At 58.9% G+C, this 25,781-nt stretch carries 19 protein-coding genes; 3 read left to right on the forward strand and 16 right to left on the reverse strand.

What is annotated here, in order from left to right; all coding sequences use genetic code 11:
• Nucleotides 1–50: 50 nt before the first annotated feature.
• The 7 genes from ABF990_RS05580 to ABF990_RS05610 all read right to left on the reverse strand — a co-directional run bounded on the left by ABF990_RS05580 (nt 51) and on the right by ABF990_RS05610 (nt 9,619).
• Entirely contained in the window at nt 51–1,367 is a 1,317-nt protein-coding gene (locus ABF990_RS05580) for a haloacid dehalogenase-like hydrolase (protein ID WP_415499807.1), read from the reverse strand.
• Entirely contained in the window at nt 1,367–3,400 is a 2,034-nt protein-coding gene (locus ABF990_RS05585) for a phosphocholine-specific phospholipase C (protein ID WP_415499808.1), read from the reverse strand. The genes ABF990_RS05580 and ABF990_RS05585 overlap by 1 nt, the downstream gene beginning before the upstream one ends.
• Before the next feature lie 48 nt (nt 3,401–3,448).
• Nucleotides 3,449–5,878, reverse strand: coding sequence for a TonB-dependent receptor (locus ABF990_RS05590; RefSeq protein WP_415499809.1), 2,430 nt, complete (start codon nt 5,876–5,878; stop codon nt 3,449–3,451).
• 294 nt (nt 5,879–6,172) lie between these two features.
• Nucleotides 6,173–6,649, reverse strand: coding sequence for a hypothetical protein (locus tag ABF990_RS05595; protein ID WP_415499810.1), 477 nt, complete (start codon nt 6,647–6,649; stop codon nt 6,173–6,175).
• 83 nt (nt 6,650–6,732) lie between these two features.
• Complete coding sequence (locus ABF990_RS05600) at nt 6,733–7,302, reverse strand: winged helix DNA-binding protein (protein ID WP_415499811.1); 570 nt, start codon at nt 7,300–7,302, stop codon at nt 6,733–6,735.
• Between the two features lie 83 nt (nt 7,303–7,385).
• Nucleotides 7,386–8,564, reverse strand: coding sequence for a M24 family metallopeptidase (locus ABF990_RS05605; protein WP_415499812.1), 1,179 nt, complete (start codon nt 8,562–8,564; stop codon nt 7,386–7,388).
• 290 nt (nt 8,565–8,854) lie between these two features.
• A complete protein-coding gene (locus ABF990_RS05610; protein ID WP_415499813.1) occupies nt 8,855–9,619 on the reverse strand; it encodes an SDR family NAD(P)-dependent oxidoreductase in 765 nt (254 codons plus the stop codon).
• Nucleotides 9,620–9,942: 323 nt separating this feature from the next.
• On the opposite strand from ABF990_RS05610, the gene ABF990_RS05615 reads away from it, so the two are divergent.
• Both ABF990_RS05615 and ABF990_RS05620 read left to right on the forward strand, forming a co-directional pair.
• A complete protein-coding gene (locus ABF990_RS05615) occupies nt 9,943–10,866 on the forward strand; it encodes a LysR family transcriptional regulator (protein ID WP_415499814.1) in 924 nt (307 codons plus the stop codon).
• A gap of 302 nt (nt 10,867–11,168) precedes the next feature.
• Nucleotides 11,169–12,530 (forward strand): MFS transporter, encoded by a 1,362-nt coding sequence (locus ABF990_RS05620; RefSeq protein ID WP_415499815.1) that lies wholly within the window; start codon nt 11,169–11,171, stop codon nt 12,528–12,530.
• Between the two features lie 208 nt (nt 12,531–12,738).
• Here the strand turns inward: ABF990_RS05620 and ABF990_RS05625 are convergent, their stop codons facing one another.
• From ABF990_RS05625 to ABF990_RS05635, 3 genes are all read right to left on the reverse strand, one after another.
• Nucleotides 12,739–13,722, reverse strand: coding sequence for a hypothetical protein (locus ABF990_RS05625; protein ID WP_415499816.1), 984 nt, complete (start codon nt 13,720–13,722; stop codon nt 12,739–12,741).
• A 20-nt stretch (nt 13,723–13,742) separates the two neighbouring features.
• Nucleotides 13,743–16,202, reverse strand: a complete 2,460-nt coding sequence (locus tag ABF990_RS05630; RefSeq protein WP_415499817.1) for a TonB-dependent receptor — start codon at nt 16,200–16,202, stop codon at nt 13,743–13,745.
• A gap of 120 nt (nt 16,203–16,322) precedes the next feature.
• A complete protein-coding gene (locus ABF990_RS05635; protein WP_415499818.1) occupies nt 16,323–18,359 on the reverse strand; it encodes an FAD-dependent oxidoreductase in 2,037 nt (678 codons plus the stop codon).
• A gap of 364 nt (nt 18,360–18,723) precedes the next feature.
• Between ABF990_RS05635 and ABF990_RS05640 the strand changes: the two genes are divergently transcribed.
• On the forward strand, nt 18,724–20,079 hold the full coding sequence (locus ABF990_RS05640) for an MFS transporter (RefSeq protein WP_415499819.1): 1,356 nt from the start codon (nt 18,724–18,726) through the stop codon (nt 20,077–20,079).
• 12 nt (nt 20,080–20,091) lie between these two features.
• On the opposite strand, the gene ABF990_RS05645 is transcribed toward ABF990_RS05640, so the two are convergent.
• The 6 genes from ABF990_RS05645 to ABF990_RS05670 form a co-directional block, all read right to left on the reverse strand.
• Entirely contained in the window at nt 20,092–21,033 is a 942-nt protein-coding gene (locus ABF990_RS05645) for a LysR substrate-binding domain-containing protein (RefSeq protein WP_415499820.1), read from the reverse strand.
• Between the two features lie 22 nt (nt 21,034–21,055).
• Nucleotides 21,056–21,805: a class II aldolase/adducin family protein gene (locus ABF990_RS05650; protein WP_415499821.1), complete on the reverse strand. Its 750-nt coding sequence runs from the start codon at nt 21,803–21,805 to the stop codon at nt 21,056–21,058.
• Nucleotides 21,802–22,932 (reverse strand): TauD/TfdA family dioxygenase, encoded by a 1,131-nt coding sequence (locus ABF990_RS05655; RefSeq protein WP_415490487.1) that lies wholly within the window; start codon nt 22,930–22,932, stop codon nt 21,802–21,804. The genes ABF990_RS05650 and ABF990_RS05655 overlap by 4 nt, the downstream gene beginning before the upstream one ends.
• A 442-nt stretch (nt 22,933–23,374) precedes the next feature.
• Nucleotides 23,375–23,740 (reverse strand): VOC family protein, encoded by a 366-nt coding sequence (locus tag ABF990_RS05660; RefSeq protein ID WP_415490486.1) that lies wholly within the window; start codon nt 23,738–23,740, stop codon nt 23,375–23,377.
• Nucleotides 23,741–23,742: 2 nt separating this feature from the next.
• Nucleotides 23,743–24,795 carry an LLM class flavin-dependent oxidoreductase gene (locus tag ABF990_RS05665; protein WP_415490485.1) on the reverse strand — a complete coding sequence of 351 codons (1,053 nt, stop codon included), beginning with the start codon at nt 24,793–24,795 and terminating at the stop codon, nt 23,743–23,745.
• A 97-nt stretch (nt 24,796–24,892) separates the two neighbouring features.
• The gene (locus tag ABF990_RS05670) at nt 24,893–25,672 is read right to left on the reverse strand and encodes an SDR family NAD(P)-dependent oxidoreductase (protein ID WP_415490484.1); all 780 of its coding nucleotides are present in this window, start codon (nt 25,670–25,672) and stop codon (nt 24,893–24,895) included.
• Between the last annotated feature and the right edge of the window lie 109 nt (nt 25,673–25,781).

Consider the following 25,781-nt stretch of genomic DNA (forward strand, 5'->3'; position numbering starts at 1 on the left):
CTGCCCCTAAAAGCAGTATCGCAGTGCGGAATGTTTTTAGGGGCCGGGTATCAGGCTTTGCCTGCCAGCAGGCACGGGGTATTTTCCCCCAGTTTGATCGCCTGTTCGGAAGGGCGCCATTCCCCCGTATTGCCATCGCGTCCCTGTAGCAGGAAACGGGGGTGTTTTTCGTTCATCTGGACGGCGGCCTTTGCACATAGCTGACCGATTTCCCCGCCAAGACACCGGTTGACGATCAGCGCGTGCCGTGTCTCGGCAAAGGCGGTCATCATTGCGTAATCGCCGCTGCTATCGCCGCAGACAAGGACCGGCCCATAACCGCGCCTGTCGGCAAGGGCTGCACGCAATGCGGCAACCTTGCCCGCCTTGACCGTAACGGGCCAGCCCGGTGCTGTTTCCAGACCAAGCTTGCCGTCAGGCCATGTCATGCGAATACCCATGACATTCTCGCGCGGCAGGTTGTAGCCAAAATCCGGGTCGGTCGCGAACACGGCCACAATGTCTTCCAGCGATGCGGAGCAGACAAATACATCTATGCCGCAACGGCGCAGGGTGGCCTGCAGGTCGGCAATTTCGGGTGTCAGGCGCAGGGCGGTCAGGGCGGGGCAGGCCACCAGTCCGGCCCGGCCGGGACGCTGCGCGGGTGTTGCCCATATATCGTGGCGCATGGCCTGGCCCAGATGCCACAGGTTGGACGCCTTGGCCATGGCGGCAAGCTGCTCGCGTGTCCAGCCACCGAACAGCCGGACAATCCAGCGGCAGGACACATCGGCGCTGTAGCTCGCATCAATCGCATCATACGCGAACAGCAATTTGCTTTTCAGGCTCAGCAAAGCCGGATTGTCCGCAGGAATCGGACCGGACCGGGCCGCCAGTTCCGTATAGTCGGCAAGCAGGTCGGCCTGAATGGCGGACAGGGATACGGGTTTGCCGGCTGTTGTGGTCAATGCCGCATCAAGCGGGCGCGGCGGTACGTCCAGTGCGATGGCGCGTGCGAACTCCTGGGGGGAAAGTGCAAAGCGGAAATGGCTTGCCGCATAACGCATCAGGGTTTCTTCGCAGTCCCCTGCGATACAGGTATTGTCCCAGTCGAACACGGCATAGGGCTTTTGTGCCGGGTTATAATGGGAGCTGCCATAACCGCAATCGGCAATCAGGCGTTCAAGATACGCCCGGTTCCGAGGGGCCCATTTAAGCGGGGCCAGATCGCCATGCGGTGCCGGTGCGGGCTGGTCGGGAGTTGTGCCGACAGGGAAGGATGTTTCCCTCGCGCGGCCCAGTGCCAGTCCTGTCAGTCCGGGGGCCAGCAGGGTGCCCACCGCAGCCCCGCCGACAGCGGTAACAAGCCCACGCCTGGAAACAGCCATCAGGCGTGGGCCTTGAACGTGCTGGACCCCATGAACGGATCGGTGCGGCTGGGTTTGCCGGTTTCCACATGTCCGGCAAACTGGGCCAGCAGCGTCCTGCCCTGGAACAGCGACAGATCGTACCAATGGTCCTGCCCTGTAACCGGCAGGCGTATCGCCACAGGTGCGTTCGCGTTCACGCCAAGGGTTTTGTCCGTGCCGGCATAGGCATCGTGCAGGCGCAGGGTCAGCGGACCTGCTTTGCTACCAGCCCCCCGCGCAACAGACAGGGTTACAAAATCAAGCGTGGGGTCCATGGTCAGGTCGGCAAGCACGGAGCCGCCGGCATTGAATGCACGGTAAAAACCATTTGGGCCATGAACCGTGACCAGGTTGCTGCCCTGAACGGGCACGTTCATCTCCGCCCCGGCACTGAGTGTATAATGCCGTGCCCCCGCGGCATCGATGACCCGCAGCACGGCGCCTTCCGCCCCTGTGTTGTTCAGCCTGATCTGGCCGGGTGCCGTCAGGTCGGCATGGAGCGCATAGGGCAGCGGCCGGGCAGGGCGCTGGCCTGCTTCCTGCACCGGTGCGCGCTGATGCAGCGGAATCTGTGGGGCGGGCAGCGTGCAGGAATGGCGTGTTTCAGCCAGATAATCGGCGGTATTGGGCAGGTCCGCCGTCCAGACCGGATCGGGGCTGGTAAAATCGAATACCGATGTCAGGTCACCCGAAATAGCCCGCCGCCAGGGTGTGATCAACGGGGCTTCAACCCCGAAGCGCGCTTCCAGAAAGCGCAGGACCGATGTGTGGTCGAACACCTGAGAATTGACCCAGCCGCCCTTCGTCCAGGGTGAAATGATAATGGCAGGCACCCGTGGGCCAAGTCCGACCTGCACGCCATGAAAACTCTCGCCTGCGGTGCTGACGGTACTTGCGCCCTGCGTCGTGTCCAGCGCGGGGACGGGGGGCGGCACGTGATCGAAAAAACCGTCGTTTTCATCGTAATTGAGAATGAAAACGGTTTTTGCCCAGACATCGGGGTGGCGAACAAAAACGTCCATCAACTGCGAAATCAGGAATTCCCCGTAACCCGGAGGGGCGTTGGGGTGTTCCGTCAGGGCGGTGGGCGGCACGATCCACGAAACCTGTGGCAGTGTGCCGTTGGCGATATCATGCTCGAAAGCCTGTACCAGGTAGCGTCCTTCAGACGTGTCCTTGTTCTCATGTGTGGAACCGGGAACGATTCTGCGGGCCTGCTGGTACTGCCACGACGTGTCCGGAACAGTGCGGAACGCCGCGAACGAGGCGAGCGGATTGTCGCCGAAATTGTCGTATTCCTGGTAAACGCGCCAAGTTACCCCCGCCTTCTGCAGGCGCTCAGGGTATGTTTCCCAGCCGAATGGCTTGAAATCCGGATGGTCGAGTTTCATGTCGGCGGTCCAGTTACCGTCATCGACATTTTCGATTACCTGTTTGCCGTCATCGCCCGCCGCCAGTCCGCTTGTGCCGGTAAAGAAATAGAGCCGGTTGGGGTTGGTGGGGCCGAAGATTGAGGCATGATAGGCGTCGCAAATGGTAAAGGCGTCGGCCAGGGCGTAATAATACGGGATTTCCGTGCGGGTGAAATGGCCCATGGTCATGGCCGTTTTCCGCGCGATCCAGATATCCCAGTTGTTCCACGCTGTCTGGGTGCCCTTCCAGCTATGGTCCAGGCTGGCCAGGCACGCGCTGGACGTATGGGCGGTTTCGAACTGGAAAGGCAGAATGTATTTTCCCTTGCCGTCAGGCTGGGCAAACACGCTGTGGCCGTCCCTGCGGTGTTCGGCGCGCGGGTCGCCATACCCGCGCACACCGTTCAGACAGCCGAAATAATGATCGAAGGAGCGGTTTTCCTGCATCAGGATCACCACATGTTCGACATCCTTGATCGTGCCTGTCGCGCGGTTGGGGGCTATGGCCAACGCGCGCTTGAGGTTGTCAGGCATGGCGCCACTTGCCGCGAGGGCTGCGGCGAACTTGAGAAAACTGCGGCGACCAGGCGTGACGGACATCGAAACAAGGCTCCTTCTGATAATCAGATCCCCAAAGGCTGGATGAGGTCAGAAATGTTTGCGCAGGGTGAAGAAGACCATGCGCGGTGAACCGGCCTGAAGCGTTGCAAAGGTGTGCGACGGGTCGGAGAAGACAAACCCGTTACTGCCGACCGTTGCCGCGTAACGCTTGTCGAACAGGTTACTGACATTGATCTGAGCGTCCAGCCCACGCAGGAAGAAATTGTCGCTGTGGACGCGATAACCAAGGTTCAGGTTGAAGATTTCGTTGGACGGAACCCAGGAGTCGTTCAGATAGGTGTAGGTCCGCTTGTCCTGGAACTGCATGTTGACGTTACCCCAGATGGAGCCGTCGTCGTAGCCGATCTGCACGTTGGCGAGGTTGCGCGGCATGGCCACGACTTTCTTGCCCTGTGTGGCGTAGGTGACGCCGCCAGTCGTGACGTTGTTGTCATACTTGGAGTCGTTGAACGCATAGGACGCATAGAGCGACCAGTTCATGGCAAAGCGGTAATTGAATGCCACGTCCACGCCGCGTGTCGTCACACCGCCCACGTTGGCCAGCACCGCAGCGTTACCCTGAATACCCACACCCTGGGTGATGGACGCCAGACGGTTTTCGAACTCGACATAGTAACCCGTGACCGAGGCCTGGATGTTGGAGTCGTGGTAGCGGTAACCGATTTCTTCCGAATAGGCCATTTCGGGGCGGAGCTTGCCCTTGATGGCATTGTAACCCGCGATGGTCGTGGCGAACGGGCTGGTGGCCCCCGTCTGGGAGTTGTCGAACGCGGACATGTTGCGCGAGAAATCGGCAAAGATTTCGTTATGGTGGTTAATACGGTAGTTGGCGCCGATCTGCGGCAGGAACCCGTTGGAGGACTGGATGGAGCCCGAGGGGTAACCGTCGTTCCCGATCACGCCCATGGTATTGCTGCCAAGCTGGCGGGCGGAGCTGTCCACGATCAGTGAGCGGAAACCATAGTTCAGCTTCAGCGCCGGGGTGATCTGCCAGTTATCCTGCAGATGGACCTGATAGGTCTTGGTGTTGAAGGCTGCCTGCCACGCGGTCTGGAAGGAATTGCCCTTATACCAGTGAACGCTGCCCGGCGTGCCGTCCAGACCCAGCGGGTAGAAGCGGCGAGCCTGTTCGAAGTCGTTGTTTTCGAACCAGAAACCGCCTTCGATCGTGTGGGTGCCGATCTTGTAGGTCACACCACCCATGAACCCTTCGCGGTGAATGCCATATTCGGTCGTGCGGACCGAAAGGGGGGAGCCGCCCAGCGCTTCGGGTGTGGGGGTGTAAGGGGTGACCCAGACGCCCTGGCCACTGTTGGTGTGACCATAAACGGTCGCGTAGGCCTTGAGATGGCTGTTGATGTCAAAGTCGAACCGGCCATAGCCCATGGCGTCCTGCCGCAGGCCCGCAGCGTTGTAATACTCGAAGTCGGGTTCGCTGCCGTAGTTGGTGTTGCCAATCCCGGCCGGGTAAGGGGTGCCGTTCTGGTAAGCATAGGCGATCTGCTTGGCCAGCGGGTAGTTGCCGGTAATGTTGTCCACCCGGTAGCCGTACTGCTTGATGGTGGCGAGCGAGATATCCTGATAGTCGTTTTCCTGGCGCAGGGACCAGTCCCCGAACAGGGTCATCTTGACGTGATCGCCCAGCGGCTGGACAAATTTCGCGTTGGCCTGCTGCTGGCGCTGGATGCCGTCGCCCTTCCACTTGTTGGCGTCCTGATAGTCGTAAGACACAAAGAACTTGCCGCCGCCAGGCAGCAGGCCGCTGTTGACGCGCATGAACGTCCGCCAGGTCGAGGCCGAGCCGATGGTGCCGGACACATCCACGCCGAACTTGTCGGTCGGGGCGATTGAGGTGAATTCCAGAGCGCCGCCCAGGTTGTTGGCCGCCGCGACGCCGACCGAGCCGGCACCCTGGCTGAGTGTTGCCGCGCCGTTGTTTTCGGTCTGGAGCGCACGGCCGATGGAAAGGCCGTTATCGTTGCCGTAGGCCAGGTTGCCCAGCGGGATTCCGTCCATGGTAAAGCCAAGGCGGCTCTGGTCGAAGCCGCGGATGATGATCTGCTGCGACCATTCGTAAGACCCCAGCGGGTCGGACGAGGTGAACATGACGCCGGGCAGCTTTGACAGCGCCTTGAAGGGGCTGGTGCCGGGCACATACTGGGAAATGGCGGTGCGCGAGACGGTCTGCGTTTCGCGCGCGGCACCGGCACCCAGGACCATGATGGCTTCCTGGTTGCGCGATGTTACGGCCTTGCCGGGCGCGGGTGCTGCGACCGGGCGTGCCGCGACGGTGGATGTCGGGGTGGCTGGCTTTGCGGCGGACGTGGCGGCGGTCCGCGAACTGGTGTGTGAGGTGGATTGTGACTTTGCGCTTGTCGTGGCCGCGTTTGCGGTCGCCCCTGTGATCATCACGGTAGTGAGGCAGGTGGAAAGAAGGAGCTTTTTGCTGCGGGTCATACCCTCACCTTTAAGTTGTCTGTTCTTGCCAGCCGGTCCCGGCGGGGCGGCTGAAGTTGTTGGTGGGAAAATACAAACCTGGGCCCGATATGACCCGTGACCGTTCAATGACATTTCGAAGACGGTTTTGTTACGTTTGCGTAGCCGGGTGCCTGTGCACCGTCCTGCCCGTTCCAGACGGCATTTTCCCCGGTTTTCTGGCGGAGTTCCGGCCGTAAGGTCATATGTTGCAAGAAAGGTGCCCCCTGCATTCGCCTGATCCGGATAAATACCCCGTACGGGTATCGAGTCTCGTTACGGAATTATAACGGAATAAAACAAATGCGCCGCAAGTAAGAAATTATGCGACATCTCAAAGATGTAATATGTGTTGCCTATAAGACACATGGAAGTGATTGCGTGTGATGGGGTATAGCCATCAGGCTTTGTCAGCAATGATGAGCCGTGATGTGTTAATTCTCGATAAAATTTTTTGTCGAGCGGATTTATTTTCTTAAATACGACGCGGATTTTGTCGCAGAGATGATAGTTTTGTCGGGATAATGAAGTCGTGCCGGGTGTAAAATAACTCGGTATCGTTTGGAAAAGCCATTTTATCGGGCTTTCCAGTCCGCCGGAGCAGGACATTGCTACTGTGGCTATGTCTCTTTTTCTAAACCGGTTTGCGGTGGAGGCAACGCGCCAGTTGCGATACGCGCTGCGTGCCAGCACGCCGGAAAAGCCGTGGAATCTGTCTGCTGACCCCGGAGGTACAGGTCCAGACTGCTCCATCGGTCCATCGGGCGTAACGTGCCATGGTATCCCCTGCAGTCACGGCACAAGGGGTGCGAACAGGGTGTTCCGCGTGCTGCGTGTCAGGTCGCGCCGGAAAGCGCTATGGCGTGATCGTAAATGGCAGTCAGTTGACGGAGCATGCCGGTCAGGTCGGTTATGGCCATATTGGCGATCTTGCGGTCCTGCGGCATGGCGGCCAGCAGGCATTGCTGCTGAAGGCGCGCATGATCCCGGCACGCTTTGCGGCCTTTATCGGTCAGGCTTACAAACACTTCTTTCCTGTGTCTGTGGCGGGCAATCAGCCCCAGCCGGTCGAGTTTTTTCAGCGCATAATCCAGGGGGTGGCGTTCCGTAAGCTGGAGATGCGCCATGACGCTGCCTATGCTTTCGTTTGCCCCGTTCTGGCTCACGCTCCGCAACACCAGGATTTCAAGGGCTGACAGCTCCGGGTGTCCGGCCTGGGTCATGCTCTGGCGCATCCAGCGCTGAAATGTCATGGCCATGGCGTTCAGGGCATATTCGAATTCACGAAAAACCTTTTCAGGCATGGCAATGTTCAGGGAAGAAGCAACAAATGCACGTTCCACGTCGGCACTGTCCGGTACCGGAGCCGCGTGGTTTTTACGGGTTTTGCTGCGTGTTGCGGCCATGGCATGCTCCTTGGTCTGTCAGGACGTTTACGAGACGTTCCGCAAAACGGCGGTGCCGTCGCGCTTGCTGCGATCGGGCGGGGTCAGAACCAGCAGTCGGGTGAGCGTGTCAGAAGTTCGTTGTCATGTTCACCGATCATGATGATATTCTCGAAAAATGCGGAACCCGTGCCATCAAGGGACAGAAAGGCCTCCACGCCGAAAACCATGTTCTGCTCAATGCGGTCTTCTGGCAATGACATGACGGAAGAAAGTCTTGGATATTCGAAACCGAGCCCGATCCCATGCCCATAAAAGGGAAAGTTCTTCATGATGGGGGAAACCGTTCCACCGAACGCCCGTGTCAGACGGTCACCTTCTGCCGCCACATCCAATGTGGCAACGCCTGGGCGCATCATGGCTGATAGATGGTGCACGATATGGGCGGCGGCTTCTATCAGGCGCTTCTGCCCGGCGGTGGCTTTGCCGCGTACGCCTGTGCGTCCGGGGTCGAGCAGATAGCCCTGAAAGAAAGCCGCATGCACCGTGCCCGTGACGATATCGCCCATCCGGGGCACATCCGCACTATAACCCGTCAGGGGAAAACGCTGGTCAAACCCCAGCGTCTCGCCATGGTTGGTGCCGATCATCTGGATACGCCCGCCGCGCCGCACCACCTCCCGGGCGGCCTCCCCTGCGGCCTCCTGTTCGGAAAGGCCGCCTGTCAGCCCTTGCATGAGCCGATTGAGGGCAATGGTCGCGCTTTCGCCCGCTATGCGGTAGCATTCGCGTTCACGGGGGCTCTTGATCCGCCTGACGGACTTGACCAGATCATCCGCCGCAACCCAGTTTATGCCGGGAGCGGCATCCAGCAACTGCTGGTAATATTTGACGGGAATGAACTGCGTGCCCACCAGGGCCACGGAACCGTCTACGCCCTCTGCTGCCAGAAGTTCGGCCACGCACCGGAACGGGTGGTTCGTGCAGGTGACATCGCGCACGCTGACCAGATCGCGCCTGGTCTCCGGTTCGTCGATAACAAGCCGTGGCGCCTGTCCTTTCCTGAATATGACGGCAGAAAAAGACCGGGCCGACCAGATCAGGGAGTCAAGGCCCCCGCTAATGGCGTAGTGATTTGACAGGTATAGAATGTCACCGCAGTTATCCAGCGTGCCCCCGCCGCGTCCGAATACCACGGCTGTTTCAAATCCCCTGACCTCCATTTCGGTCAGGACGCGTGCCCAGCGTGTTTCATATTCATCAAGCGGGAAATAACGCAGCATCCGTGGTGCGCCCTTTCGGGTTGTTTAACGCGCAGGTATTCGCAGCATCATTTTTCTCACAGATCGATACGGTTACGCAAATAAGGCAACCGGTCCCGCCGGTTCGGGCAACAAATAAAAAAGGCGGGTGGCTGCGAACATGTCAGGGGTGGCGGTGGCGAATATCAGACGTGTTCTGTGGTGTATTGAGCTGTTGCAAATTATCGAAGCCATTGTGAACAATAGAAAAAATTGTTTGGTATGTCGGGCAGGCAGGCTCGCGCCTTGCCCGACTGGTATGGTCCCTCCTATTAGCGCGCGCTGAAACCGCCATCGACCACAAGTTCCGCACCTGTCATAAAACTGGCGTCGTCGCTGGCCAGAAACGCAACAGCGGCAGCCAGTTCCTGCGGGGTGGCCCTGCGGCGGAGCGGTGTTTCGGGAATAACGCCGCCTTCTTTTTCGGCGGCGTTAAGCGGGGTGCTGACACCCCCCGGCACCAGGGCGTTCACCCGTATGCCATCGGCCGCCAGTTCCAGTGCCGCGGTCCGGCTGAAGCCGAGCAGCCCTGCCTTGCTGGTGGCGTAAGCGCTATATCCCGGCGCGCCGGAGGGGCCGAAAATCGATGACGTGTTGATGACCGATGCGTGTCCGCTTTTGCGGAGCAGAGGGATCATGCTTTGCAGGCCCAGAAAAGCGCCGCTCAGATTGACGTTGAGAATATGCTGCCAGTTTTCGGGCGTTTCGTCCTCGATGGTGCTGATGTGGACAATACCGGCGTTGTTGACAAGAATATCCAGCTTTCCGTGGATGTCGGCAAGATGATCGTGCAGTGCCATCCATTCGTCCTTGCGGGTGACATCCAGATGCCGATAGGTAACATCCAGATTCTCCGCCTGGAGGGTGCGGGCCAGCGCCGTGCCTTCATCATCAAGGATATCGACCGCAAGAACATGAGCCCCCTCCTGCGCCAGCCGGCGCGCATGGGCAGCACCCTGACCGCGTGAACCGCCCGTAATCAGGGCAATGCGGCCTTTCAGCCGGCAGGGCATGGCGTCATGGTTGTCCTGTGTCATGGTGCGCTCCTTTTTTCGGTGGTGGGCGTGGCGGTATCAGCGGCTCGACTATCGCTGCCGGATCTCTGTTGGGTTGCCTGATCAAATGCCCGTTCATGGTCAGCACGCTGCTGGCCTGTTATTGCGTGACCGATATGAACGTATGCCGGCCCGATCATGCGATAAAGACGAGAAATAGCGTGCTTCACATAGGTCATGCCTATATAAAGGAGCCAGACGGGCCGGAGCGGCCTGTCGCCTTGCAATGGGTCCGATGACGGGTGTTGGGACGATCCTGATCGTGTGGAGCCGCAGACTGTGATGTATCATTCGGTGTCACGATCATGACCTTGCAGCAACTTCATTATTTTCTGGCGGCCATCGACCATGGAACGCTGTCAAAGGCGGCTGAACACCTCAATATTTCCCAGCCTTCGCTGTCGGACCAGATTTTGAGGCTGGAAAACGCGCTGGGCACGCATCTTTTTATCAGAACAAACCGCAAGCTTATTCTGACCGAAGCCGGTCGGCGGCTTATCCCGCATGCCAAGGCGTCGCTTCGGGCGGTTCAGGAAGGGCACGATGCGGTGCAGTCCGTGCGTGAACTACGTGGCGGGGTGGCCAGTTTCGGCACCTTCGGTAGTGCGTATCAATATTTTCTGATCGATTTGATCGCGGAATTCAGGCGCCTTTACCCGCATGTACGGGTCAAGGTCGTTGGGCTGAATTCCAGCGAAGTGGCTGAGGCCGTCATAGACGGGCAGATCGAAGCCGGGCTTGTCATGCTTCCCGTCAATAACAAAAGCCTTGTTACCAGTGAACCCGTCTGGGCGGCCCAGGTCGGTTATATCAGCGCCAATGAACACCATCTGACCGGCAGGAAGGATATTGACGCGCTGCTCGATGCGCCACTGATTCTGAGCGATGCAAAATGGAATACGTCCGACCCGATCAGAAAGCTCCTGAACAGGCGGGCCCGTGCACGGGGGCGCGAACTTGAACCCGTGATCGAGGTTGAGCATCAGGCGACGGCGTTTGAACTGGCGGCGCGTGGGCTGGGCGATGTCATTGCCACGCGCCCTATTCTGTACCAGTTGGGGTATCAGGACCGGTTGAAATGGGTGCCGATCGAACCCCATGTGTTCGAGGTGTTCGGGTTCATTTATCGCTCCGATACGGCAATATCCACGGCAACGCGCGAAATGATGGGTATGATGAGGAAATACCTGACACAAATCCAGGATCAGTTTAGCAATATAGAAATCTGATGGATTATTTCTGTATTGATTGACCTTGCGCGACATGCCGCGTTTTACGGCTGTCAGATATGGCTCAACGAAAGCGGGTCGTAATATCCATAAACTGTATCCCGATCGTTAGCCCATAGGTTTATCCTTTGGGAAGCATTGGATATGCAAGGTTCATGACCGTTCATAAAATGCGTATGACGGATGTTGTTGCCTGTTCGTTACGATGTGCCGGAAAAACATCGTATCTTTCATGGTGGCCGGACCGTTTCCGTTAAGCAGTCATCAGCGACGTGACCACTTTATTGAAGGAACAGATGACAATGGCGGGGCCTGAAATGTCGCAAACCGTGTATGCCGCTGCCGGTCATGACCGCGAAAACACCGCTGTTCCTTCTGACATGGTACCTGCAAATCTGGCAAAAGCCGTTGCCGGTGTCACGTTCGGCAATATGGTCGAATGGTTCGATTTTGCCATTTATTCATCGATGTCAGGCATTATGGCGGAGGTTTTTTTTCCTGCATCGAACAAGTTGAGCCAGCTTGTTGCCGTGTATGCTGCCTTCGCTGCGGGGTTTTTAATCCGTCCTCTGGGTGGCTTTCTTTTCGGTCCTATTGGCGACAGGTATGGCCGCCGTACGGCCCTGGTGGCGAGTATTTCCTTAATGTCCATTGCGACACTGTGTATTTCCGTCATTCCGGGGTATCGGAGTGTCGGGATCTGGGCGCCTGTGCTGCTTGTTGCCATGCGGTTGCTGCAGGGCCTTTCAACGGGTGGGGAATATGGAGGATCGTGCATTTTCATTGCCGAATACAGCCCCGACAACAAAAGAACCTATCTGACAAGCTGGCTCGAATTCGGGAATACCACAGGTTTTCTGATCGGTGGCCTGATGGTGAGCGGCGTTACCTATTGCCTGGGATGGGAGAGAATGCTCGCATGGGGGTGGCGGGTACCGTTCGTCCTTGCCGGGATGATGGGTGTCATTGCGCTGTATATTCGCATGAATGTCGAAGAAACACCGGTATTCAGGCACATGCAGGAAGAAAAGAGCCATAAGCCTGGCAAAGACCAGACAATATGGACTATGCTGACGCAGGAATGGCCAAATCTGCTGCGTAGTGCGGGTCTTGTTGCGACATTCAACGTCACCTATTATATCGTTCTGGGCTACACACCGACTTATCTTGCAAACATTGCCGGGTATTCTCCACTCTTTTGCTCCAACCTGTCTTTGGCTATTTCTCTGTCACTTCTGGTTTTTATTCCCTGTTTTGGCTGGATGGGGGATTATATCAGCCGCAAAAAAATGCTCGTCATGGGCTGTCTTTGCATTGGCGGGGGGGCTGTTCCGGCTTTTCTGGCATTTCAGGCTCATAGCGGCCTTCCCGTCATAGGGGCCTGTATGGCGGTTCTGCTCACGGGCATGCTCTGCTTCCATGGCACCATGCCTTCTACCCTGCCGTCCCTGTTCGGCAGTGCTGTGCGCTATACCTGCCTTGCCGTCAGCTATAACATATCGGTCTCGCTGCTGGGGGGTACAGCCCCTCTGGTCAATACCTGGCTGATTGCCAGAACCCAATATGCTCTTGTGCCGGCATGGTATCTGGTTGCAAGTGCCATGGTGGGTCTGATCGCATTATGGGGCCTGCGAGACCGAACGGGCCAGCCAATGCCAGCCTGAATATTCAGGCATTGTCCCTGCGGGTGGAAAAGCTTTGCCGCACCAGAGGCAGCATGCCCCGCAGGGAGATGAAAATGCGGTTGCATGGCCACGCGGCAGGTCGTGGGCTGTTCGCGAACAGGCACGGTATAAAGCCTGCCATGTGCAAAGCCAGAGGGTGGATGTTTATGGTGCGGGATACGCGGTCTCCAATCTGGCGTTGGCAGGGTCAGGCAAGCGTCATGCGGGCAAGAATGTAGCGTGCGGTAAACAGGTCAAGGTGTCCCCCACCTGCATTTTTATAGACCGTGATATCCTGTGTCGTGTTTCGGCCCGGCAGGCCGGTGCAAAGATCGAACAGATCGCCAAGAATATGCTCGGCTGTAATGTCCCCGGCGCGAAGGGGGGCGAGCAGATCGCCACATTCCAGAATGCGGTTCCGTTCGTTGCCGAACACCCTGGCTCTGGCAATAAGCGGGCCATCCACCTCGCGCATCTGGGGCGTCCACCCCCCGATCAGGTCGACATGGGTGCCGTTTTTTACCCATGCCCCTTGGATCAGCGGGGTTTCGGACATGGTCAGGCAGGTAATAATGTCCGCTTCAGCCGTGGCTTTTTCAAGGTCCGATACAACACGGATTGTCCGCCCCTGTCCCAGGTCGGTATGGAGCAGGCGGTCGCGCAGGGCCGTGGCCCGCGTGGGGGAGCGGTTCCAGATCAGCACCCGTTCAAGAGCAGGGCGAACAGCCAGATGGGCCGCCACGGCATGAAAGGACAGGCCTCCCGCCCCTACAACAAGCAGACAGCGGCTGTCAGGGCGGGAAAGCAGGGAGGAGCCGAGTGCTGAATCGGCTGAGGTTTTCCATAAGGTCAGTGCTGTGCCGTCTATAATGGCGCTTGGGGTGCCGGTGGCGGCGTTGAACAGGGCAAAGATACCCTGGGCGGATGGCAGGCCCTTGTCCAGATTGCCGGGAAAATAGGTAACAAGCTTGGCGCCCAGCACTTCGTCCTCCTGCCAGGCGGGCAGGAGGTTGAAGGCATTTCTGGTCCCGTCAGGCTGGGTGCGTGACAGGTGCATGCTTTCATCGCAGTGCATGCGGCGTGTATGGGCCTGCCGTAGCGCTTCCACCAGCGATGGAAATTCGGCCACACGCTCGAGGGTCGGCCCGTCTACAAAAATCAGGCTGGCGCCGTGAGTTGTTGGCTGTTCCATGATGTCACCCGTCTGGTTTTTCAATATTCGACATGTACGGAACCGAAGAACTGACGTGGTGCGCCAAGCATGAGCGACTGATAGTCGCCCGACATGGAAAAGCCTTCCGTGCCCATGGTCGAGATATAGTGGGTGCCAGTCATATTGTAGATGTTGAAATTGAAAGTAATGTTTTTCAGGCCGATACGATCACCCAGAAAGTAATGCGTGCCGAACGATGTCAGCCAGTAGCTCGGTATTTTGACATCGCCAACATAACTGAAGTTCCGTTTGGATGTATAGGTTGTCTCGACATAGGCCTGTAGCGCGCGCCAGCGGTAGGACAGGGTGCCTTTGTACAGCAGCCGGGGGTAGCCAATAACCTGCTGGCCCGCGGTATGATACAACTTGCCCATGGTCATGATGTTGTTGTCATAGGTCGAATGATTGTAGCTCAGGCTATTGGTCAGGGCCATGCCCTCGATCGGGCGCAGGGTTGCCAGGGCATCCACGCCGTTCATGCTCACACCTCCGACATTCAGCACTTCCGTGACCGGGTCGATAATGCTGCCTGCCGAAATCTGCTGGATACGGTTTGAAAAATTCACCCGGTAAGCGCTCACCCCGGCATCGATCAGGTGTGAACTGTAATGATACCCCAAAGAGTAGGTGAGTGCCGATTCAGGACGCAGGCTGCCGCGCGAGGCATCGAACGCCGCCTGCGAAACGGCAAACGGCGAATTGCCAAGATGATACCCGGTCTGCGAATAGGCTTTGGCGTTCTTGGCAAAATCGAAATACAGTTCATGACCGGGCAAAAATTTCCAGTCGATACTGACATGGGGCAGGAAGGCTTCGGCCGTTGTCAGCCCGACACCGCCTGCTATGGCATCTGTGCCGGTAAAGGAGGGCAGGCCCTGCACATTGCCGACATGGGTGGTGCTGAGCAGGGACCGGAAACCCGCATGTACCGTCAGGTTTTTCAGGATACGGTATTCGTCCTGCAGGTAGGCGGTGAACGTATTGGTGTTGTAGGTCTCGCTCCACAAGGTGGCAAAGGGCGTGCCCCAGGGGCCGAAAACAGAGGGCTCGCCTTGGCCCAGAAGCGGCATATTATAGGCGAGCTGGTTGGTAAAATAATGGTCGTTTTCGTACCATGTACCTAAGGTCGCGGTATTTTTTCCGAATACGCCTGTGGCATAACTGTTCACGCCAAAACGGCGCTGTGTGGGGCGCTTGACCATCTGGGACAAGGGAGCCCCCGTATCGGGTGATGCCATATAGGGGTTGCCGCCCCAGGTCGGCACGTTTTCTTCGCCATGGCCATAGACCACTGTTTTCCACCTGATATGCGTATTCAGGGCGAAATCCGCGGTCAGGGCGCCCAACTGGTCCGTGATCTGGGTCGTGCCGCTGTAATAGGTTGCGTCCTTGGCGTCGGCAACCTTGTCCTGCCCGGCAATATACACCCCCTGGGCCGCCAGATACGCGATTTTATATGCGTTGGGCCCACCCGCCAGATAATCCATGTTCTGGCCAAAGGCGGACAGCATGGCAAAAGAGTAGTCCAGATAGGCAACCTGCTTGACATGACTATAGTCATAAAGCACCGAAATGCGACTGTCTTCGCCAACGGGCTGTACCAGCTTGGCATTGACCTGTTCGTTAAGCTGGCTTCCGTAGCCTTTCCATTTTTCGGAATCATTGCGTGCATAGGATACGAAAAACTTGGTGCCCGACGCGTTGAGCTTGCCGCTGTCAAAGCGCACGAATGTCATGAACGAGGAATAGCTGCCGAACCCCTGGTCCACTTCGGCTCCAAGCCTGTCCTTGGGATCGCGACTGACAAAACTGATCGACCCGCCAAGATTGTTGGTCGAAGGCACGCTTTCATTCCCAGCACCGGGCGAGACGTCAACCTGCGCTATATTCTGCGATGCAAGTGCCTGGGTAATGGGCAGGCCATTGTAGTTCCGATAAATCATTTCACCCAGTGGAATACCGTCCAGACTCATGCCGATCTGGGTCTGGTCAAACCCGCGCATGTAAAGCTGGAGCGACCAGACGTCCTGTCCCAGGGCGTCAGCCGAATTGAACATGACACCGGGCAGACGGTTCAGGGCTTTGAGCGGGCTGGCCCCCGTAACCTGGTCGCGGATCATGCTGGCTGAAACGACCGACATTTTCGCTTTGGAGCGGAGAATACCCGCAACCTGCACTTCTTCAGCGGTGGTCGAGGCGCGTGCGCCGGTGCCATGGCCTGTGCCATGCGTTGCGCCAGCCATGGCTGCGGGCTTTGGCCCGCTACCGTGCTGCAGCGCTGTTTTGGTGCTGGTTTGTCTGACGGCCGCTGAACCATGCCCGGCTCTGGCGAACCGGACCTGTTTATGCGCAGCGTCTGCGGCGGCGTAGGCGTAGTGTCTGGCATCTGGCAGGCATGTGGTCGATAAAAGACTGCCCAGCAGAAGGCGTGTGCTGACCTTGTTCAGATTGTAGCTCATGTTTCACTCCACCCGTATTTGAGAACGACCGATTGTCTCTAAATATAACGTTATCGTAACGAAATAGGCGGTAAAACTGCCTGGCAAGAGCTATGATCTGCCAGGCAGGATAAAGGACTTTTACATGTCCTTCATAAGGCGCAGCGCATCGTAGATGGCGGCATGCGTGTTCCTGGACGACACGGCATCGCCAATCCTGTACAGGGTGAATGTACCGTTCGTGTTGTGACACACATCCTGCGGCCTGCCCTGTGTCAGCGCCACATAATCCACCGCACCCTGATTGCGCGCATGCGGTTTGAGTTCGAAATACAATTCGTCCAGTGGCTTGGTGCCGCAATTTACGACCACCTGATCCACCTCGACCCGGCGTTCGAACTCACGATAGTCGCTGCCGATTGCCGCAGTCAGGCCATTGCCCGAACGTTCGACGCTTTCAAGTCGCTGGGCCACGGTAAAAGCGGCGTGGTCTCCCTGTAGCGACCGGATATACGGCACCAGATTCAGCCCCATGATTTCGGGTGAAAAGGTCCGGTCTGGCGTTATGATTTCAACTTTGCCACCGTGTTCCACGATCATCTCCGCCGCCTGAAGGGCCGCGTGGTCGCCCGCGTCGTCGAACAGCAGGACGGTTTTGCCGGGTGCGACGTCGCCTGACAGGATGTCCCATGTCGAGACGACAAGATCATCGCCCGTGGCAAGCGGCGGTGTGTCGGGGAAACCACCGGTTGCGATAATGACGCAATCCGGGGATTCCGCCAGCACGTCGGCACTTTCCGCCCAGGTGTTGAAGCGGAATTCAACGCCCAGCCGCTCGCATTCAGCCATACGCCATGCGATAATGCTCAGCATTTCCTTGCGGCGGGGGCTGCGCGCGGTAAGGCGGATTTGTCCGCCAGCTTCATCCGCCGCTTCGAAAACCACAACCTTGTGCCCACGTTCGGCCGCCACGCGCGCGGCTTCCAGCCCGCCGGGGCCAGCCCCCACGATCACGATCCGTTTGGCAACGGCGGCAGGTGTGATGTCATTGGGCATGGTCAGTTCGCGACCCGTTGCCGGGTTGTGAATGCACAGCGCCATGCCACCCTGATAAATACGGTCGAGGCAATATGTCGCACCAACACAGGGGCGAATTCTGTCTTCCTGCCCGCTCATGATCTTACGGACAATATGCGGGTCGGCAATATGGGCCCGCGTCATGCCCACCATATCCATCTTGCCGCTTTCGATCGCGTAGCGCGCGGTTGCCACATCGGAAATTTTCGCGGCATGGAATGTGGGCATGCCGGTACGCGAGCGCACGGCGGATACGAAGTCGAGATAAGGCGCGTTTGCCATGCCCTGAACGGGAATGACGTCGGCCAGACCTGAATCTGTCTCGATATGACCGCGAATGATATTGAGAAAATCGACCAGACCAGACGTCTGGAAACGACTGGCGATTTCCAGCCCCGTTTGCGCGTCGATCCCGCCTGCAAGCCGTTCGTCGGCGGAAAAACGGACACCGACCAGGAATTTGTCACCGACCCGTTCGCGGATTGCGCTCAGGACATCGAAAATGAAGCGAAGGCGGTTATCGAACGATCCGCCATAAGGCCCGGTCAGTTCGTTTGTCAGCGGTGTCCAGAACTGGTCGAGCAGATGGCCATAAGCCTCCAGTTCCAGTCCATCCAGGCCGGCCGCCTTGACGCGTTCGGCAGCATCGGCAAAATCCTTTATAATGCGCTGAATATCCCAGTCTTCGACAATTTTGGGTGACGCCCGGTGCGCGGGTTCACGCATATGGGTTGCACTGAGCGAAGGAAGCCAGTCCCCCTTGTCCCAGCGTGTACGTCGGCCCAGATGCGTCATCTGGATCATGACCGCGGTGCCGTGTTCGTGGCATTCATCGGCCAGGGCTTTCAGCCACGGTACGCATTCATCCTTGTAGAGAAGGATATTATTGAAAGCAGGCGGGCTATCGGTGGATACGGTGGCGGACCCGGCTGTCATGGTCAGAGCAACGCCCGCTTTCGCGCGTTCGACATGATAGGCGCGGTACGTGTCTTTTGGCATTCCGTCCTCGGCATAAGCCGGTTCGTGGGACGAAAGCATGATTCGGTTTTTGAATGTGAGGTGCTTGACGGTCAATGGCGTCAGCAGCGGGTCGGCGCGCATAACGAACGTTCCTGTATCAAAACAACAGGGAGAAATCTGCACTCAGTGTACATAAGTGTCAAGTTTTCTTTTCACCTCTGTTCAAGCGGCCCGAAAGGCCGGTTTTTCGGCAGGAAGAAGGGGGGCTCAGCCAGCGTGAACACCGGTTTTTTGCTTGACGGCAGGGCAGGGGGCACCGCAGTCTCGATTCAGATCCCGCCTGTAATGTCCAGTCCGCACCGTGTTACCGGCATGCGACGGGCAGTTCGGGCGGCGCGGGCCGGTTCGGCGTGCCCACCTGCCGGGTGCTGCATGCCGGATTGGCAATGGTTCTGAAAATTGATGTCTGCAAAGGCATGGATTATTTTCCGGGGTATGTCTTTCCATGATAGGGACTAACGGACAGGTAATAATATCCGGCTCAGTTTGTAACGATAAAGCAACGGAATGCCGTCTTGACGAAATTCCATCGTGTCGGTTGCATCATTTCGTAACTCTTAGTGCTGCTGGCGGCACGTTTTGCGACGGTTATGCCGTGGGCGTTATCGGCGCGGTCATGCCGTATGCGGTTGGCGCGCTGCATGCGGGGTCGTTCGGCAGCGGTTTTCTTGGCAGCGGCACGCTGTTCGGCATTCTGGCCGGTGCGGTCATAACCGGGCCGCTGGCGGACAGGATCGGGCGCAAGCCTCTCCTGCAGGCTGGCATGCTGCTGGCCACGGTGTTTTCGGTTCTTCAGCTTTTTGTGACATCGATCCCGCAGCTTACGCTGCTGCGTTTCGCGCTGGGTGTTTCGCTTGCGGCGGACTATGTGGCGGGCGCTGTCTATCTGCTGGAATATGCACCGCTCAGAAACCGTGGAAAGCGATTGAGCCTGATGCTGGTAAGCTGGACCGTAGGGTATGCTGTTGCGTTCCAACTGGCGTACTGGTTCTGCGGTTCAGGTGGGATGGGCTGGCGGATCAGTCTGGCGCTTGGGGGCGTGCCCGCACTGGCGGTGTATAGGCTGCGCAGGCACCTGCCGGAATCCCTGACATGGCTTGCGGCCCGCCGCCGTATGCAGGAGGCCCAGGCGGTGGCTCGGCGCCATTTTGCGGGCTATGCCGTCATTCTGCCTCTGGCCGCAGCCCCGACCCCGACAGGTGGTGAGAGGTCCCTAAAGGCCATGTTATGGTCGCGGCCGGTTGTGTCGCGCATGCTGGTGGCTTTTGTGTTCCTGACCGCACAGATCGTGCCCTATTTCTGCATTGGCACTTTTCTGTTCGAAATTCTTGGCGATCTGGGCATTCGCAGCGGTTATTTTCTGGGGCTGATCTATACCGCTTTTCTGGTTATGGGCGCTCTGCTCGGACAGGCCATTATCGATCGCATGTCGCGCCGGGTCTTTCTGGTCGGCACGTTCGGTATCACGTCGGTACTGCTTTTTGTTCTGGCGTCAGGATATGCACTGTCCCTGATGGCGCAGGTCGCGCTGTTCAGTGTGTTCGCGCTTACGCTCTCGGCGTCGTGCTGTATGGAATACGTGTATATGGCGGAGCTTTTTCCTGTGGAGGTCAGAACGTCGTGCAACGGGATCACGCAGTCCGCCAGCCGCATCTGCACGTCCATCTGCACGCTGGTGTTCCCGGTCATGACGCAGGCTCATGGGGTTGAAACGGTTCTGCGCCTGACCGCAGCCCTTCTGGGATTTGGGGCTCTGTATTGCCTGATATTCGCCCCCGATACCCGGCACGCCCATATCTGAGGGCGTGTGCGCTCAGGGCGGCGGCGGCGGCTGGTCCGCGCGCTCTTTTTCCTGTGCGATCAGATGCCGCAGCCACGATACGAAATGGCTGGTTGCGGGACTGTCGGCACTTCGTGCGGGAATGACGATATGATAAGCGCCGTCCTCCGGCGTGATCGAGGGCAGGCCTGCCACGTGCAGGCGTCCCTCCGCCACGAGATCCCCCGTAATCGAGCGCCAGCCCAGCATGATGCCCTGGCCGTTCAGCGCGGCCTGGGTGGCCTGTACATAATTATTGAAACGCAGGTCGGCCCCGTTCCGTCCCCGGGGCAGGCCCGTTTGCTGCAGGTAGCCGTTCCAGCTTCGCCATGACGCGTCGTCCACGTCGACATGGATCAGCGCGATATCTGACAGGTCTGTCGCCAGGGGGCGCAGGCGGTCGACAAAACCGGGGCTGGCAACAGGGTCTATCTGTTCCGGGAAAAGGGTAATGACCTCACCATCGGTCCAGCGGCCATGCCCGTAGCGGAACATGACATCGGCATGCGGGGCGTCCGGGGCGGCGTCATGGGCGGTTGTCATCACACTAACGGCGATATCGGGCCATGCCGCGCTGAAGGTCGACAGGCGCTGCATCAGCCAGTAGGTCGCAAATCCGATCGAACATGAAATACGCAGCGTGCGGCCCCGTTCGACATGCAGGCGGGTTATGTCGTCCAGCGTGTCGGCCAGCAGGTTGAAACTGGTTTCTATGGCAGTCAGCAGCATTTCGCCGCCGGGGGTCAGCGCCAGCGGCCTGCGGGTGCGGTCGAACAGGGGAATGCCAACCCAGTGTTCCAGTTCGCGCAGGGATTTGCTGACGGCTGGTTGCGAGACATTGAGTGCGCGTGCCGCCGCCCGCAGCGTGCGGTGCCCGGCAATGGCGCGAAACACGCTGAACAGACGCAAGGGGGGAAGCTGGCGGGGTAACGTCATGGTCATGCCCCCCTTTTCTGGTTCAGTCGCGGTAGGAGGGGTCCTCCGCATCCAGAACCGATTTCAGATACGCGAAATGCGCGAAGGATGCGCCGCGATAGGCATCCCATCCTTCGGCCGTCAGGGTTGCGATCTCGTCTGACATGATCGAGAGCGGCCGCCCTGTGGCGTAGGCACGCAGCAGCGTGTCGGCTGCTTTCTCAAAGAAATAGAGGCTCTCGAACGCTTCGGCAACAGTCTGTGCCGTGACCGTCACGCCATGGTTGGCCATGAGCAGCGTCGGGGCCTTGGCCAGCATGCTGGCAATGCGGATGCCTTCTTCCTCCTGGTCGGCAATACCGCCGCATTCGGGGTCGATCACCATGCGCCCGAAAAACCGGGCGGTGTTCTGGTCGATGGGGAGCAGCCGGGGGTCCGCGAGCGTGGACAGTGTTGTGGCGGCAATGGGGTGACAGTGAACAATGACCTTGGCCGATGGCACCCGCCGGTGCGCATTGCCATGGATACACCATGCCGACGGGTCGGGGGCGTCGGCCCGGGTCATGACATCGGGGTCGTTTGCGTCGAGAACCTGCAAGTCACTTGCGCGGATGGTCGCGAAATGCCGCCATTTCGGGTTCATGAGAAAGCGTCGGCCGTCGGCGCTCAGCGCCGCGCTGAAATGATTGCCGACCGATTCATGCCACCCGAAACGCGCGGCCAGCCGGAAAGCCGCAGCCAGATCGATGCGCAGGGCGGTCTCGTCCACAGATATGTGCAGGTCATTCGTCACGGCTGGAACCTTCCCTCGTTGGACAATACGCGCCATGCGCTGCGCAGTTCGCCCCGGTCCGTGTAGGTGCCGCGCAGATGGCGCGCCCCGCTGCCAGCCTTGAAGGCCGCACGCCCATGAACGATCCGGTGGTTGTCGAACACGATACATTCCCCCGCGTTCAGGCGAAAGCGCATAAGAAAACGCGTGTCCTGCAACAGGCGTCCGAAACGGCAGAAGGCGGGGTAGAAACGGTCCAGAAAATGCTGGTCCATGTCGAACACGTCCGCCATGTGCTGGCTGATCGTAACCCCGGAAATATCGCCCCGCTCGTCCAGTTCTATCACTCTCTGGCGTGCCCGCATGTCATAGGCGTCGTGTTCGTCGTAGAAGGGGACAAGGGTTTCGCAAAGCAGCGTGAAGTCGTCGGGGTGGGTGCGGCGTAATTCGGCGGCCACGGCTGCTCCGTCCACGAACAGGCTTTCTCCCCCTTCGGTCGAATTGGCGCGGCAGTGCAGGAACTGCACGCCGGGGGGCAGGTCCTCGGACGGAACATCCGTGTGCAGTTCCAGCGCCTTGGCCGTATAAGCAAGGTTGTCGGGTTTGGCGTGCAGGTTGACATCGAAATACAGGCCGAAAAAAGTCGGCCGGGGTACCCCGATCAGGGTTGCCGCGTCTTCCAGCGCCTGGTCGGTGTCGGGCATGTCCGTTACCAGGGCTATGCCTTCGCTCAGCAGCGTATGGACCCAAGCCTTTCTGGTGGCACGGTCGGACTGGAGTGCGGGCAGCGCAAAACGCGGAATATGCGGGTAATGGTCGCCATACCACAGTTTGCGCGGCATAATGGCGGGGTCGGGCCGGGGTTTTGCCTGTGCGTGGCGGGCCAGCCAGGCAAGAGGGTAGGAGGATACATGCCGGTCACCCGCCCATACGATCCGGAGGCTGCCGTCTTCAACCAAGGCTTCCAGCGGTGTCGGGGGGGCGGTCTGTGCAAAAATATCGAATACCCGCTCACGCGTTTCGGGGTCGAAGGATGTCGCGCAGTTATCGCGTAGCCAGTAATAGTTGAAGTAGGCGGGTTTTTCGTCACCAAGGCCGATCTCCAGCCCGGTGTCATGCAGTGTCAGGCTGGGCGCACAGGTAAGCATGGGCAGAACCTCCGAAACAGGGGGCGTGTCCGAACGCGGTGGAACGCGGGCGGGAAAGGGCATTTGAGGAACAGGAAATTTCGGAGCGAAGATTTCCATAAGCCTGAAGTGTAGAGACCTGTGGCCATCACTCAAGCCTGGAAAAATTCATCACATTATAACTGCTGGGTTATAATAAGGCTGTGGGGGATGCGTGCCGCGCAGCGTAAAAGCGGGGCGTAATCCGGCCCAGGGGCAGGGGCCGCCCGCGCCAAGTCATGGTACGACGCCTGTCCGCCGGGGTGCGTGCCTTATTTCTGGGGCCATAACTGGCAGAGCAGCGGCGCAAGCGAGGGGCACCCAGAACCGGCCGCGCAGGACTGGCCACCCAAAACCGGCCTGACAGGACCGGGCAGGCAAAGATTGCCCGCGCCGGTCATACACGGGTGCCGGTGGGCAGGGTTCAGGTGCGGCTGAAAAACTGGACGATATTGCCGTCAGGGTCCTTGATCGTCAGCACCTTGCCGTGGTCGCCCATGTCGCGCAGGCCGACTTCCGTGACGTTGGAAGCCGCGCAGCGGGCACGGAATGCCGCCATTTCATCGACCTCGAACACTGCAATCGCCCCCTGTGCGCCGGTCGGGTATTCCGCCGCCCCCGCCAGGGCGAAATTGGCATTGCCCGTGCCGAACTGCACCCAGCGCTCGCCATCGGCAAATTTAAGCGGCAGGCCGATGCAGTCCGTGTAGAACTGCGTTGCCTCGGCCGAGACGGCACTTGGAACGTAAACGGTCATCAGCCTTGTGACGGCGCCGGTCGCGTCTGTCATGTCTATAGCTCCGACAGGGGGCCGACTTCACGTTCCACCAGTGGCAGAACTTCGGTCGAGAAGCGTTCGAGCGAGCGTTTCGCGTGGGCCAGCGGCATGTCGCCAAACTGGAAAAAGCAGTTGTAATGGCTGGGCTTGAGCTTACGGATTTCCGTCACAAGACGTTCGGCCACATATTCGGGCGAGCCGATCAGCAGGTTGTCGCGGAATGTTTCAAGCGGGGGTTCGTCAGGCAGGGGCGGGGCCTTGAAGAAAGCCCCTTCCAGGTGCAGGTCGGGGGCGCGCAGGCCATGGACCATGCGGGCCACGTATCGGGCCCGTTCCGCGGCTTCCAGTGCTTCTGTCGCACTGTCGGTCACATGCACGTATTGCTGAAGTGCGACCGGCATTGTCGGGCCGTCCAGCCCGCCAGCGACCCACGCCTCGCGCACATACTCCACAATACCCGGCAGGGCCGGGCTGCCGCGCCATCCGGCGGTGATGAAGGGTGTGGAATTCCACTTTGAAAGGGCTTTGAGAATAACCGGGTGGGGCGACGTGCAATACACTGGCGGCATGCCTCCGGCGGGACGCACGCAGAAAACGGATTCCGGTTCCTGAATGTATTGCCCCGAGAACGCGACATGGCCTTCGCTGAGCGCGCCTTCGAGAATTTTCCAGTATTCGAGAAAAATATCGACCTTGTGCGTGACGTCCGCGCCGTACCGTTCGAACTCATAAGCCTGGTAGCCTGTGCCAACCCCAAGAACCGCCCGGCCGTTGGACATGGCGTCCAGCAGACCGATTTCCTGGGCAACCCGCATGGGGTGGTACAGGGGCAGGACGATCACGCCTGTTCCCAGCTTGATGCGCGACGTGCGGCCTGCGGCGTGGGCGGCCATCATCAGTGGCGACATGCAGACAGAGTAATTGGTAAAATGGTGTTCCGCGAACCAGGCTATTTCAAACCCCGCCTGTTCGGCCGCGGCCACCATCTCGCATGTGTCGCTGATAACGCCAGGCACGCCACCGGGGTTGTCCCGGTAACCCATAAGATTGAAGATGCCAAAATGCATTCTGCTGTCTTTCTGTTTTACAGACCGGGATCGTTCTGGGAAAATGACCGCCCCAGGGCTGACAGGACTTGGGCCGGGGCGGTCGCGGGCGGGTTGCTCAGGGAATGTAGTAGCCACCGGCGGTGACGACGGTTTCGCCCACCATGTAGCGGTTGCCATCCGACATCAGGAACGCGATGACATCGGCAATATCTTCGGGCTCAGCTGCCCGGCCAATGGCCGACTGCGCCGTCAGTTCGGGCACGAACCCTGCCGCATGTGCCTTGGCGGTCGCGATCCCGGCCGGGGCAATGCCGTTGACCAGAATGCCCTTGGGGGCAAGTTCCAGCCCGAGACTGCGTGTCAGGCTGACGACGGCGGCTTTCATGGCTGCGTAATGGGCGTTCTTGGGATGCGGCTTGAATGCATCGATCGAGGATACATTCAGGACCCGGCCCCGAATGTCACGCACCGGGCTGTTCCCTTCCATCCGGGCGACAGCCGCGATGGTCATGTTATACAGCCCGCGCACATTGACCGAAAAGCTGAAGTCCCAGTCGGCATCGGTAATGTCCAGAATGGGGCGGCGCGGATAAACGCCGGCGCAGTTGACCAGGCCGGTCAGCCCACCCAGGGCCTGGACGATTTCGGCTGTCAGGGCCTCGGCACTTTCGCGGGTGGTGATATCGCCCACGGCGGCAGCGCAGGGAACACCTTTGGCGCGCAGTTCGGCCAGTGCGGCTTCGGTCGCGTCGGCATTGATATCGACAATCCCGATTGCGGTATTGCCCGCGTCAGCCAGGGCATGGCAGGTCGCCAGGCCAAGGCCGCTGGACCCGCCAGTGACAAGAATGGTGCGTGACGGGGTCGCGTTGGACAGGTTGGTGTCAGATGTCATGTCTTTGTGTCTTCATGGCAGAACAATGGATGCGTGCTGCATCGATTTCCATAATGTGACGTTATGGAGTTGCAACGATCCATTCAATTGCGCATTTCTAATGCTGCCA

Origin of the sequence: Acetobacter sp. (genome assembly GCF_047723915.1) — a bacterium.
Lineage (GTDB): Bacteria > Pseudomonadota > Alphaproteobacteria > Acetobacterales > Acetobacteraceae > Acetobacter.